The 13,331-nt window shown below is 33.3% G+C and carries 7 protein-coding genes and 1 tRNA gene; 3 read left to right on the forward strand and 5 right to left on the reverse strand.

Annotation, left to right across the window (positions count from 1 at the left end; translation table 11 throughout):
• Position 1 precedes the first annotated feature (1 nt).
• Positions 2 to 76: transfer RNA gene (locus tag AADI82_RS09085), tRNA-Pro, on the reverse strand.
• Between the two features lie 204 nt (positions 77 to 280).
• On the opposite strand from AADI82_RS09085, the gene AADI82_RS09090 reads away from it, so the two are divergent.
• Together AADI82_RS09090 and AADI82_RS09095 are read left to right on the forward strand one after the other, a co-directional pair.
• Positions 281 to 2,128, forward strand: a complete 1,848-nt coding sequence (locus tag AADI82_RS09090) for a sulfatase-like hydrolase/transferase (protein WP_341216130.1) — start codon at positions 281 to 283, stop codon at positions 2,126 to 2,128.
• A gap of 7 nt (positions 2,129 to 2,135) precedes the next feature.
• Positions 2,136 to 3,701, forward strand: coding sequence for a sulfatase (locus tag AADI82_RS09095; protein ID WP_341216131.1), 1,566 nt, complete (start codon positions 2,136 to 2,138; stop codon positions 3,699 to 3,701).
• A gap of 100 nt (positions 3,702 to 3,801) precedes the next feature.
• Here the strand turns inward: AADI82_RS09095 and ppdK are convergent, their stop codons facing one another.
• The 4 genes from ppdK to pflB form a co-directional block, all read right to left on the reverse strand.
• Positions 3,802 to 6,531 (reverse strand): pyruvate, phosphate dikinase, encoded by a 2,730-nt coding sequence (gene ppdK / locus AADI82_RS09100; RefSeq protein ID WP_341216132.1) that lies wholly within the window; start codon positions 6,529 to 6,531, stop codon positions 3,802 to 3,804.
• Positions 6,532 to 6,795: 264 nt separating this feature from the next.
• Complete coding sequence (locus AADI82_RS09105; RefSeq protein WP_341216133.1) at positions 6,796 to 8,052, reverse strand: OFA family MFS transporter; 1,257 nt, start codon at positions 8,050 to 8,052, stop codon at positions 6,796 to 6,798.
• 37 nt (positions 8,053 to 8,089) lie between these two features.
• Complete coding sequence (gene pflA / locus AADI82_RS09110; RefSeq protein ID WP_341216136.1) at positions 8,090 to 8,839, reverse strand: pyruvate formate-lyase-activating protein; 750 nt, start codon at positions 8,837 to 8,839, stop codon at positions 8,090 to 8,092.
• Between the two features lie 79 nt (positions 8,840 to 8,918).
• A complete protein-coding gene (gene pflB, locus AADI82_RS09115) occupies positions 8,919 to 11,144 on the reverse strand; it encodes a formate C-acetyltransferase (RefSeq protein WP_341216134.1) in 2,226 nt (741 codons plus the stop codon).
• Between the two features lie 445 nt (positions 11,145 to 11,589).
• Between pflB and AADI82_RS09120 the strand changes: the two genes are divergently transcribed.
• On the forward strand, positions 11,590 to 13,331 hold a 1,742-nt coding region (locus AADI82_RS09120; protein WP_341216135.1), incomplete at its 3' end, for an AMP-dependent synthetase/ligase.

Here is a 13,331-nt window from a genome sequence, read left to right on the forward strand (position 1 = left end):
GTCGGGATGACAGGATTTGAACCTGCGACCACACGGCCCCCAGCCGTGTACGCTAACCGGACTGCGCCACATCCCGAAATTGACTTCAAAAATACAAAATGCTTTTTTTTCTGTGCAACAATTTATAATAGTTTACAACTTAGGCATCATTATAATTGCTTCTTCAACTTTTTATGACCTCATCAAATATGTTTTTTACAGCAAAAGGCATGCTATTAGTCTAAAAAACCATCAAATTAATTTATATTATTTTAACTTTAATAAGTTATTCTTGTAATCCATGAAAATTAATTTCATTCCGCTTCTAAATAAAAAGCAAATTAGTTTGCTCATCTTATTGATTAGTTTACAATGCTTTTCTCAAAATAAACCAAATGTAATTATTATTTATACTGACGACCAAGGTGCCATTGATTTGGGGTGCTACGGTGCTTCAGATATTTACAGCCCGAATATTGATAAACTTGCAAAAGAAGGAACTCGATTTACACAAGCTTACGTAGCTGCACCAGTTTGTGCACCATCGAGAGCCGCTTTATTAACTGGAAAATACCCTCAAAATGCTGGTGTATATAGCAACACCTCACATGTCCCGAATTCTCATGGTATGCCAAACGAGCAATATACACTTGCCGAATTATTTAAAGACAACGGTTATAAAACTGGGCATATTGGCAAATGGCATTTAGGGATGAGCACAGAAACGTCGCCAAACGCACAAGGTTTCGATTATTCCTTCGGGCATTTAAGAGGATGTATTGATAACTATTCGCATTATTTCTTTTGGGCGGGCCCCAATATTCATGACTTATATGAAAACGGAAAAGAGGTTTTTTACGACGGTGAATATTTTCCAGATTTAGCTTCAAATAAAGCTTTAAAATATGTTGAAGAAAATAAAGAATATCCTTTTTTTATGTACTACGCCATCAATATGCCACATTATCCCTATCAACCCACAAATAAGTGGAGAGATTACTATAAACATGTTGAAAAACCTAGAGGGGATTACGCTGCTTTTATTTCGACAATAGATGAACGCATAGGATTCTTAATAGATAAACTGGAAGCCCTCGGAATACGAGATAATACTATTATAATTTATCAATCAGATAATGGTTACTCTACAGAAACACGTGCTTTTAATGGCGGCGGAAATTCGGGACCATATCGTGGCGCAAAAAGCAGTTTGTTTGAAGGCGGTATAAGATTACCAACTATAATAAGCTGGAAAAACAACTTACCCGAAAATATTGTAAATGATGAATTTATAATGAACATCGATTGGTTACCAACCTTATCAAAGCTTTGCAATATTAATAATTTACCAAAAAACATTGATGGTTTAAATATGTCTGAAATGATTAAAGTACCAAATACCGCTTCACAAAGAACAGATGCTTTTTGGAAATACGGTAACCAATGGGCCGTTAGAAATGGTAATTGGAAACTTATGGGTTACCCAAAAGACACCTCACATAAAGGAAAATTAGATTTGGAAAATGATGCTTTATTTCTATCTAATTTAAATGAAGATGCTTCAGAAATGACAAATTTAGCAAACGAATACCCAGAAATTGTTGAGGAGCTTAAAGCAAAATATCTAGCTTGGGAACATGGTTATGAAACCGATATTCCTAAAAAAACAGAATTTATAAATCACTTAGGAATAAACGGAAAAATTAAGTCGGTAAATAAACTTAATAACCGATATAAAAATATTGAAGTTTTAATTGATGGAAAACGTGGCTATGTTGATTATAGTTCTGGGCAATGGATTGGACAAGAAGGAAACGATTTAGAGTTTATTTTAGATTTGAATGAAATAAAGCCTATTTCAGAAATAACTATTGGCTATTTGCACAATCCATCAAATTGGGTGTTTTGTCCAAAACTATTCGATGTTAGTTTTTCTAATGATGGCATAAGTTTCAGCAAAACCATCCAATCTAAATCTTCAACAAAAATCAACACTAAACATAATTTTACCGATGCCCTAACTATTCAGACTAAACAAAAAGCTCAGTTTATAAAAGTAAAAATAAAAGGTATTAAAAATATTTCTAAAGAGCATGAAGGGGTTGGTAACCCTGGATGGATTTTTATTGATGAAATCATTATAAAATAACATAGAAATGCGAAAAATTATAGGCAATATCACGATAGTATTTGTTGGAATCTTTCTAATATTTAGTTGTAAATCCGAAGAAAAACAAGCTGTAATAAAACCCAATATCCTTTTTATCATGTCTGATGATCACACCTCGCAAGCATGGGGGATTTATGGTGGTATTTTAAAGGATTATGTTCAAAATAAAAACATTAACCGATTAGCAAATGAAGGCGCTGTGTTAAACAATGCATTTTGCACAAATTCTATTTGTGTACCAAGTAGAGCCAGTATTCTTACGGGGCAATTCAGTAATAAAAATGGAGTTTACACATTAAGTGACGCTTTACACCCTGATAGCTTAAACATAGCTAAGGTGTTAAATAAAAATGGTTATCAAACTGCTATTATTGGTAAATGGCATTTAAAAAAAGAACCTTCGGGATTTGATTATTATAACATTTTACACGATCAAGGTCGTTATTGGAATCCTATTTTAAGGACTTCAGAAAATTTCCATAAACCATCTGAAGCTTGGGATGTTCACGAAGGATTTTCAACTGATGTGATTACGCAATTATCTTTAGATTGGTTAAATAAAAGAGATGAAGAAAAACCGTTTATGTTAATGACGCATTTTAAAGCAACTCACGAACCTTTTGATTTTCCTGAACGCTATAACGATTTGTATAATGATGTTGAAATACCAGAACCAGCATCATTATTAGACTTTTCACCTGAAACAACTGGACGAAGTTTTGTTGGTCAAAAATTAGAGAATTTAGCTTGGAGATACGAACAAGCTTCAAACGATCCTGAAAAATGGTGGTGTAAATACCCAGGTTTGCCTTTTTACACAAATGAGATGGACAGCATTTCTGCTCGTAAAGCCACCTATCAAAAATTTATAAAAGACTTTATGCGTTCTGGTGCTGCCATAGATGATAATATTGGTAAGATTTTAGATTATTTAGAAGCTTCTGGTTTAGCTGAAAATACCGTTGTAATTTACACTGCAGACCAAGGTTACTTTTTAGGTGAACACGGTTTTTTTGATAAGCGATTAATTTATGATGAATCACTCAGAATGCCATTTGTAATTCGATATCCTAAAGAGATTGTAGCAGGAAAACGTTTAGACGATATTATTTTAAACATCGATTTCCCTGCATTATTTGCGGATTATGCTGGTATTGAAAAACCGGAGTCTTTTCAAGGCGAAAGTTTTCGTGAAAATCTTAAAGACAATACTCCCAAGGATTGGAGAACATCTGCTTATTATAGATATTGGACAAACCATACTATAAGACCTGGGCATTTTGGAATTAGAAATAAGCGATACAAACTCGCCTTTTTTTACGGCCAATCTTTAGATATGACAGACTCTTCAAAAGAAAGTACAACTCCAGCTTGGGAGTTTTACGATTTAGAAAAAGACCCAAACGAAAATTATAATGCCTATAATGATTCAGCTTATTCAGAAATTATAAAAGACATGAAAGTTGAGTTAAAAAAACTGCGACAGGCTTATGGTGATACCGACGAGCAATATGCACAACTTCAAGATATTTTCAAAACCCATTGGAATTGAAAAAACATCTATTTATTAATCGTATTGATTACTAAAATTTAATAATAAATCCCTAAAGTAAAAACTCATACTTTAGGGATTTATTAAATACACAGAAAAATTATAACGTTGCCTTTATAGCAGCTTGCGCAGATACCAATCGTGCAATTGGAACTCTATAAGGCGAGCAACTCACGTAATCCATTCCTGAATTATAGCAAAACTCTACAGAACTTGGTTCACCTCCATGTTCGCCACAAATACCAACTTTTAAATTTGGTTTCACACTTCTACCTCGTTCAGTTCCCATTTTCACTAATTGACCAACTCCTTCTTGATCTAAAACTTCAAAAGGATCAACTTTCAAGATACCTTTTTCAATATATATTGGTAAAAATTTACCTGCATCATCACGAGAATACCCAAAAGTCATTTGTGTTAAATCGTTTGTTCCGAAAGAGAAGAAATCTGTTTTTTCTGCAATTAAATCTGCCATTAAAGCAGCTCTAGGAACTTCAATCATAGTACCAACTAAATACTCAATACTGTTATTTCGCTCTTTAAAAATTGTATTAGCTGTGTTTCTAATAATTTGTTCTTGAGCTTCAAATTCTTTAACTGTTCCTACCAAAGGCACCATAATTTCTGGTTTACAAATAATGTCCTTTTCTTTTAAATTAAGAGCCGCCTCAATAATGGCACGTGTTTGCATTTCAGTAATTTCTGGATAGGTATTTCCTAACCTACAACCTCTGTGACCAAGCATTGGGTTAAACTCTTCCAAATCAGCTACTTTATTCTTAACAGCTTGTAATGAGATATGCATCTCCTCAGCAAGTTCTTTTTGGGTTGCTAATTGATGTGGTACAAACTCATGCAATGGCGGATCTAACAAACGAATAGTTACAGATAAACCTTCCATAGCTTCAAAAATGCCTTCAAAATCTGTGCGTTGCATAGGTAGTAAATCTTCTAAAGCTTGTTTTCTGCCTTTTACTGTATCTGCAAGAATCATTTCTCGCATGGCTTTAATTCGGTCTACTTCAAAAAACATGTGTTCTGTTCTAGTTAAGCCTATACCTTGTGCACCAAAACTTCGGGCTATTTTGGCATCTTTTGGACTATCTGCGTTGGTTCTAACTTTCATTATTGCATACTTATCTGAGAGTTCCATAACCTCAGCAAATTCACCACTTAATTCTGGCTCTATAGTAGCTACCTTACCTTCAATAATATTACCAGTTGAACCATTTAATGAAATCCAATCGCCTTCATGGTATTCATGGTCTCCAACGGTTAACGTTCTGGTTTTATAATTTATTTTTAAAGCACCTGCTCCAGATATACAACATTTCCCCATACCTCTTGCTACAACAGCCGCATGCGATGTCATACCACCTCGTGCAGTTAAAATACCTTTAGCAATATTCATCCCTTCTAAATCTTCTGGAGACGTTTCAATACGAACTAGAATACTGTTTTTATATTTATCGGCTTCATCAGCAAAAAACACAATCTTACCTGTTGCTGCACCTGGTGATGCTGGCAAACCTTGAGCTATAATATTAGCTCTTTTTAAAGCATTTGGGTCGAAAACTGGATGCAAAAGCTCGTCTAATTTATTTGGTTCTATTAAAAGCAAGGCTTCTTTTTCATCTATCATTTTCTCTTTTAATAAATCCATCGCAATTTTTACCATGGCTGCACCTGTACGTTTACCGTTTCTGGTTTGTAAAATCCAGAGTTTTCCATCTTGAATGGTAAACTCCATATCTTGCATATCGCGATAATGCTTTTCTAAAATATCTTGATAGGTGTTTAATTCTTCAAAAATAGATGGCATTAATTCTTCTAAAGAAGGATAATTTTCAACCCTATCTGCTTCTTCAACTTTTGCTAATTCTGCCCAACGTTGAGATCCTAATTGAGTAATTTGTTGTGGTGTTCTCACCCCAGCAACTACATCTTCGCCTTGTGCATTAATTAAATATTCTCCATTAAACACATTTTCACCTGTACCAGCATCACGTGTAAAACAAACACCTGTTCCAGAGTTCTCCCCCATATTACCATAAACCATGGCTTGAACATTTACGGCTGTCCCCCAATCTGCAGGATAACCATTCATGTTTCTGTAATACACAGCTCGACTACCATTCCAACTATTAAACACGGCTATGATTGCTCCCCAAAGTTGATCCCAAGGATTAGTTGGAAAATCATGTCCTGTTCTTTTTTTAACAGCATCTTTGAAATCATAGACTAAATCTTTTAAATCTTGAATAGTGAATTCTGTATCTAACTCAATATTTCTTTTTTCTTTAAGATGCTCCATGATTTCTTCAAACGGATCGATATCTTCTTTTGAAGCTGGTTTCATTCCTAAAACCACGCCACCATACATTTGAATAAAACGACGATACGAATCCCAAGCAAATTGTTCGTTATTGGTTTTCTTTGCTAAGCCAAGTACAACCTCATCATTCATTCCTAAATTTAAAACCGTATCCATCATTCCTGGCATAGACACTCTAGCACCAGAACGTACAGACACTAATAACGGATTGTCTTTATTGCCAAAAGTTGTGCCCATTAAAGATTCTATATTAGTTATTGAAGCTTCCACTTCCTCTTTAATCATATCAACAACAGCATCTTTACCTAGTAAATTATATTCAGTACAAACCTCAGTTGTAATTGTAAATCCTGGTGGAACAGGAATTCCTATAGCACTCATTTCTGCTAAATTCGCTCCTTTACCGCCTAGTAAGTTCTTCATTTTACTGTTTCCATCAGCTGCCTTGTCTCCAAATTTGTAAACTCTAGGCTTTACATTTTCAAGTATTTCCATAATATTAATTTTTAAATTTCTTTTTGTTAAAAGGACAAGTAAAAGTAGAATTTATAGGAAGGAATATTTATGATAAAAATCATGTAATCAGTGAATCATACAACATACTCTTAATTTTTAGTATTTAAAATTTAAAAATCTCTTTTTTATTAACTTTAAAATTGATAAATTCATAAAAAAGTAAATAAGAAGTCACTATCTAAAAACGAAAAGCACTTTCAAAAAAAAATGAAAATGCTTTTCTCTTCAAATAAAAAATAAAGTCTATACAAACTTTAGTTTTTCGTCCATTTTTTTGTACGCTTTACTTACTGTTTTTTTCATTAACACCGAAACAATTAACGCTATTATAAATAAGCCTGCAAAGACTTCTAAAGTAGTGTCTAATGATCCTGTTACATTTTTAACCACATCATAAATTGTAGGACCAACAATACCTGCGAGTGCCCAAGCCGTTAATACCATACCGTGAATAGCACCTAATTGTTTTGTACCAAATAAATCTCCTAAAAATGCTGGTAAAGTTGCAAAACCGCCACCGTACATGGTAATTACAGTAAATAAGACTACTAAGAATGTTATTTCCATGGATATTTTTGGTAAGAAATAAAATGCAAGTATTTGAAACACAAAGAATATAATATAGGTATTTGTGCGTCCTAAATAATCTGAAAGGCTTGACCATAAAATTCGCCCCAAACCATTAAACACACCTATTAAACCAACAATAGTTGCAGCTTCCATAGGTGTATAATTTAGTTTTTCTTGCATCATTGGACTTGCTGCTGAAATGATGGCGATACCGCAAGCAATATTTATAAACATCATAATCCAGATGTAATAAAAACGTGAGGTCTTTAATGAGGCATTGGCATCGATATTAGAAATATCGGCTTTTATGGTCTTACCTTCACCAGATTTAAAACCGTCTGGTAAATAGCCTTCTGGTGGTTTTTCAATATATCTAGCAGATGATAATATTAAAATCATATAAATAATTCCTAAAATATAAAAGGCATTTGATACACCAATAGCATCAAAAAGTGATTGCATTACAGGGCCGAATATTAAGGCGGCAAAACCAAATCCCATTATTGCCATTCCTGTTGCTAAACCACGTTTGTCTGGAAACCATTTTACCAATGTGCTTACTGGTGTAATGTAACCAAGTCCTAAACCAATACCTCCAATAACACCATAGCAAAGATAAAACAGCCATAAAGATTCTAATTGAACCGCTAAACCTGAGCCTAAAATACCAACACCATAAAAAATCCCTGCAGTGGTACCACTTATTCTTGGCCCTACTTTTTCTACCCAACGCCCTAAAAATGCCGCTGATAAGCCTAATAATAAAATGGCAATCTTAAACGCCCATTTTATTACACTTCCATCTACATCAAAAATATCTTTTACAGGATTTGTCATTACCGAATAGGCATAAACAGACCCTATTGAAATATGAATTCCAACAGCCGAAGCAGCAATTAACCAACGGTTTTTAAGTTTTTGTGTTTTCATAATATTTACAATTTAAGTGTCAATTTTAAAAACACTTTTAATTAATCTTTACTTCTTTAAAGTAGGGTTTTAATATCTCTGAGGCTGCTTGTAACTCTTCTTCGGTGTTTTCGCGAGCATCTTTAAGTTGATACTCCCAACCTAAAGCTTCCCATTTATGAATACCTAATTTATGATACGGTTGAATTTCAATTTTCTCAATAGTTTTATAATCTTTGAAATGTTTGCCCAAGGCATGCAAAATTTCTGGTTTACTGGTAATTTCTGGGATTAGAACATAGCGCAACCACATTTTTTTTCCTGAATCTTCTCTGTGTTTTGCTAAATTAAAAGCGATTTCTTTATTGGGTTTTCCTGTTAATGCTACATAACCAACTTCTGTCATGTGTTTGATATCCAACATAATTAAATCTGCATAATCATCTAATAACTCTTTTGAAAAATGATTTAATATTCTGCCATTAGTATCAATGTTGGTATGGATGCCTTCCTCTTTTAATCTTTTAAAAAATGGAATTAATGCTTTTGATTGTAGTAAAGGTTCGCCACCAGAAACAGTAACACCTCCTTTTTTCCCGAAGTATGGTTTCATTTTAAGTGCCATTTGTACCAACTCTTCAATATGATATTCTTTACCTCCTGAGGTTTCAATAGAATCTGGATTATGGCAATACAAACATTTTAGTTTGCAACCTTGTAAGAATACAATAAAGCGTATTCCTGGACCATCGTGAGTACCAAAAGATTCGATGGAATGTACTTTTAATATATTTTCGGTTGTTTTGATACGTTTTGTTTTTAGTTAAGCATCTGAATAAAATTGACTAATTCTTTATTCAGATGCTTTTTCAAAATATTAACAAAGTTTACATGGATTCATGAAAAGAACGTGTAATAACTTCTAATTGCTGCTCTTTAGTTAATCTAACAAAGTTTACAGCGTAACCAGAAACACGAATAGTTAATTGTGGATATTCTTCTGGGTGTTCCATAGCATCTAATAGGGTTTCCTTATTTAGCACATTCACATTAATATGTTGTGCATTTCTAGAAAAATAACCATCTAAAATAGTTGCTAAATTTTCTATTTGATCCTTTTTATTAGCACCTAAAGATTTTGGCACAATAGAGAAGGTATTTGAGATACCATCTTGAGAATCTTCATAATTAATTTTAGCTACCGAATTTAATGATGCAATGGCTCCATTAGAATCGCGCCCGTGCATTGGGTTTGCACCTGGTGCAAACGGTATACCTTTAGCTCTTCCATCTGGTGTTGCTCCTGTTTTTTTACCATAAGACACGTTTGATGTAATGGTTAACACAGACATAGTTGGTTCGGCGTTTTTATAAACTGGTAATTGCTTTAATTCGTTATTAAAATCGGTAACTGCATTTGCTGCTAGTACATCTACTCTATCGTCATCATTACCATAGCATGGAAATTCGCCTTCTATTTTAAAATCAACCGTTAAACCGTCTTCATCTCTAATTGGTTTTACTTTAGCATATTTAATAGCTGAAAGTGAATCTGCTACAATAGATAATCCTGCAATTCCGTAAGCAATGTTAATTTCTGGATTGGTATCTATTAAAGCCATTTGTGCTTTTTCGTAATAGTATTTATCGTGCATGTAGTGGATAATGTTCATAGAATCATTATAAACTCGTGCTACTTCTTTCATGGCTATTTTAAAGTTAGCCATAACTTTATCAAAATCTAAATACTCACAATCACAAGCTTCAATACCATCAACCATTTGTACACCGGTTTCTTCGCATCGTCCACCATTAATAGCTAATAATAAAGTTTTAGCAAGATTTGTACGAGCTCCAAAGAATTGGATAGATTTGCCTAATTCTTGATATGATACACAACAAGCAATTCCGTAATCGTCAGAACCTCTACTTTTACGCATTAATGCATCATTTTCAAACTGAATTGAAGACGTATCAATAGAAACTTTCGCGCAATAATCTTTAAAATTTTGTGGCAAATCTTCAGACCAAAGAATCGTCATATTTGGTTCTGGTGATGGCCCTAAGTTATATAATGTGTTTAAGAAACGGAACGATGTTTTAGTCACTTTAGTTCTTCCGTCATCAAACATACCACCAATAGCTTCGGTTACCCAAGTTGGATCGCCTGCAAATATCTCGTCGTAAGCACCCATTCTTAAATGGCGTACCATTCGTAATTTCATCACAAATTGGTCGATGTATTCTTGAGCTTCTTCTTCTGTAATTAAGCCGTCTTGTAAATCGTTTTCAATATAAATATCTAAGAATGTAGATACATTACCCAAAGACATGGCCGCACCATCTTGCTCTTTTACAGCAGCTAAATAAGCCATGTAAGTCCATTGTACAGCTTCTTGTGCATTTTCTGCTGGACGCCCTAAGTCTAAATTATATTTAGCACCCAAGGCTAGCATTTCTTTTAACGCTTTTATTTGTTCAGAAACTTCTTCGCGTAAACGAATAATAGCTTCTGTCATAGGGCCAGTAATCTTTTCTAAATCTTCTTTTTTAGCTTCAATTAAAAAGTTGATGCCGTAAAGTGCCACACGACGGTAATCGCCAATAATTCTACCTCTAGCATAATTATCTGGTAAACCTGTTAAAAATCCTAAAGAGCGGAATTTTAAAATTTCTGTAGTATAAGCATCAAAAACACCATCGTTGTGTGTTTTAACATATTTTGAAAACAACTCGGTAATGGCTTCATTAGGTTGAACACCTTGCTCAGACAATGCTTTTTGAACCACTTTAAAACCACCAAAAGGTTTCATGGTTCTTTTTAATAATTCATCTGTTTGCAAACCAACAATAACCTCGTTGGTTTTATCGATGTAACCAGCGTTAAAAGCACTAACCGTTGAAATGGTTTCGGTATCTACGCAACGCACACCATTATTTTGTCTTTCTTCTTTGGTGGCTGCTTTACAAACATCCCACAACTTTTGGGTTTTAGTACTTGGGCCCACTAAAAATTCGTGTGTGCCGTGATAAGGCGTAATGTTATTTATAACAAAATCTCTTACGTTGACTTTTTTAGTCCAAATTCCGTTTTTAAATTGTTTTACTTCCATTGTTTTATCTTATTAATATTTTGTAAAATCTTTGTATATCTTCTCAATATTCAAAGGTAACTACAGTAATTAATTTTAAAACTGACTTTTATCAGTAAACAACTTAAAACAAGGTTTTTAAAGAGCATTTTATTTACGAAAACGTTTGAAATAAAAACCTTTATAAATAAAAAAATCAGTGTTTTTATCTAATCTTAAAACATCCATCAACGGATGCTAGATTTTTAATTATTTTTAATATAAGAAGTGATAGTTTTTTTGCATTATTCGTAATAATTAAAAAAATATAGATCTTTTTCTCAATTTTATTCAAAATTATATATGTTATAGGTAAAAAAATGATTTTTAATTTTAAAAATCAGTCCATTTACATGGTATTTATTTAGTGAATTTGAAAATCACTTTTAATTTCATACTTTGCAAGACTACTAAGTACAAATAGCAAATGACAAAGATTACACGAATTTTTGATTTTCCATATTATCAATTAGACACCTATAATTTAGAAAAAGCATTCACCACAAAATACAATGGAGAATGGCAATCAATTTCAAGTCAAGAATACGTAAATCAAGCCAATGCTATAAGTAGAGGCTTATTGCGTTTAGGCGTACAACCAAATGATAAAATTGCAGTTATTTCATCAACTAACAGAACCGAATGGAATGTGTTAGATATTGGTGTTTTACAAGTTGGTGCTCAAAACGTGCCTATTTACCCCACTATTTCTGCTGAAGATTACGAGTATATTTTAAATCATTCTGAAGCCACTTACTGCTTTGTATCGGATGCAGAAATCATAAAAAAATTAAACACTATAAAAAGCAATACTAATCTTAAAAATGTATATACTTTTGATGATATTTCTGGAGAAAATAATTGGAATGAAGTTTTTAAATTAGGAGAAGATAATACCAATCAAAACGACGTTGAATCTAGAAAGAAAGCTGTTAAACCTAACGATTTAGCAACCTTAATTTATACTTCTGGAACTACTGGACAGCCTAAAGGTGTTATGCTATCGCATAACAATTTAGTTTCAAATGTTTTGGATAGCGAAAAACGAGTACCTTTTCATTATGGTAAATCTAAATCTTTAAGTTTTCTTCCTGTTTGTCATGTATTTGAACGTATGATTTTGTATTTATACCAATACTGTGGTGTAGAAATTTATTTTGCAGAATCTATTGAAACTATTAGCGATAATCTTAAAGAGGTTAAACCAAATGTAATGACTGCTGTTCCTCGACTTTACGAAAAAGTATATGACAAAATTATAGCAAAAGGTAGCGATTTAACTGGCATTAAAAAGATGCTTTTCTTTTGGGCTGTTAAAGTAGGTTTGAAATATGAACCTTATGGTAAAAATGGCTGGTGGTACGAAAAGCAACTCAAATTAGCACGAAAACTTATTTTTAGTAAATGGAAAGCAGGCCTTGGTGGAAATTTAGATTTAATGGTATCTGGTAGCGCAGCTCTTCAACCCAGGTTAACGCGCGTATTTGCAGCTGCTGAAATGCCAATTATGGAAGGCTATGGGCTCACAGAAACATCGCCAGTAATATCGGTAAACGATCAACGTAATGGCGGATTTAGAATTGGTACTGTTGGTAAAGTGATTGATAATGTTGAAGTAAAAATTGCTGAAGATGGTGAGATTTTAGTTAAAGGTCCAAATGTAATGCAAGGCTATTTTAAAGATCCCGAAAAAACAGCTGAAGTAATGACTGGCGATTATTTTCATACGGGAGATATTGGTGAAATTTGTAGCGAAGGATTCTTGAAAATTACCGACCGAAAAAAGGAAATGTTTAAAACTTCTGGCGGAAAGTACGTAGCACCAGCCTTAATTGAAAACCGATTTAAACAATCTCGATTTATTGAACAAATAATGGTTATTGGCGAAGGCGAAAAAATGCCAGCTGCATTAATTCAGTTAAATTTTGAATTTGTTGAAGAATGGGCTAAACGACATAACATCTCTTTTAATTCTAAAGAAGATATTATTACAAATCAAGCTTTGCACGATAGAATTCAAGAAGAAATAGACGAAGCAAACACCAACTTTGGTAAATGGGAGCAAATAAAAAAGTTTGAAATCACACCAGATATTTGGGCTATTGACTCTGGACATTTAACACCAACCATGAAAATGAAACGAAAAGTTATTAAAGAAATTTATAAAGA

The sequence above is a fragment of the uncultured Wocania sp. genome (genome assembly GCF_964021735.1).
GTDB lineage: Bacteria > Bacteroidota > Bacteroidia > Flavobacteriales > Flavobacteriaceae > Wocania_A.

Coding starts and splice junctions, on each gene's coding strand:
- ppdK (WP_341216132.1), bottom strand. CDS start 6,531: ATGGAAATACTTGAAAATGTAAAGCCTAGAGTTTACAAATTTGGAGAC.
- AADI82_RS09095 (WP_341216131.1), top strand. CDS start 2,136: ATGCGAAAAATTATAGGCAATATCACGATAGTATTTGTTGGAATCTTT.
- pflB (WP_341216134.1), bottom strand. CDS start 11,144: ATGGAAGTAAAACAATTTAAAAACGGAATTTGGACTAAAAAAGTCAAC.
- AADI82_RS09090 (WP_341216130.1), top strand. CDS start 281: ATGAAAATTAATTTCATTCCGCTTCTAAATAAAAAGCAAATTAGTTTG.
- AADI82_RS09105 (WP_341216133.1), bottom strand. CDS start 8,052: ATGAAAACACAAAAACTTAAAAACCGTTGGTTAATTGCTGCTTCGGCT.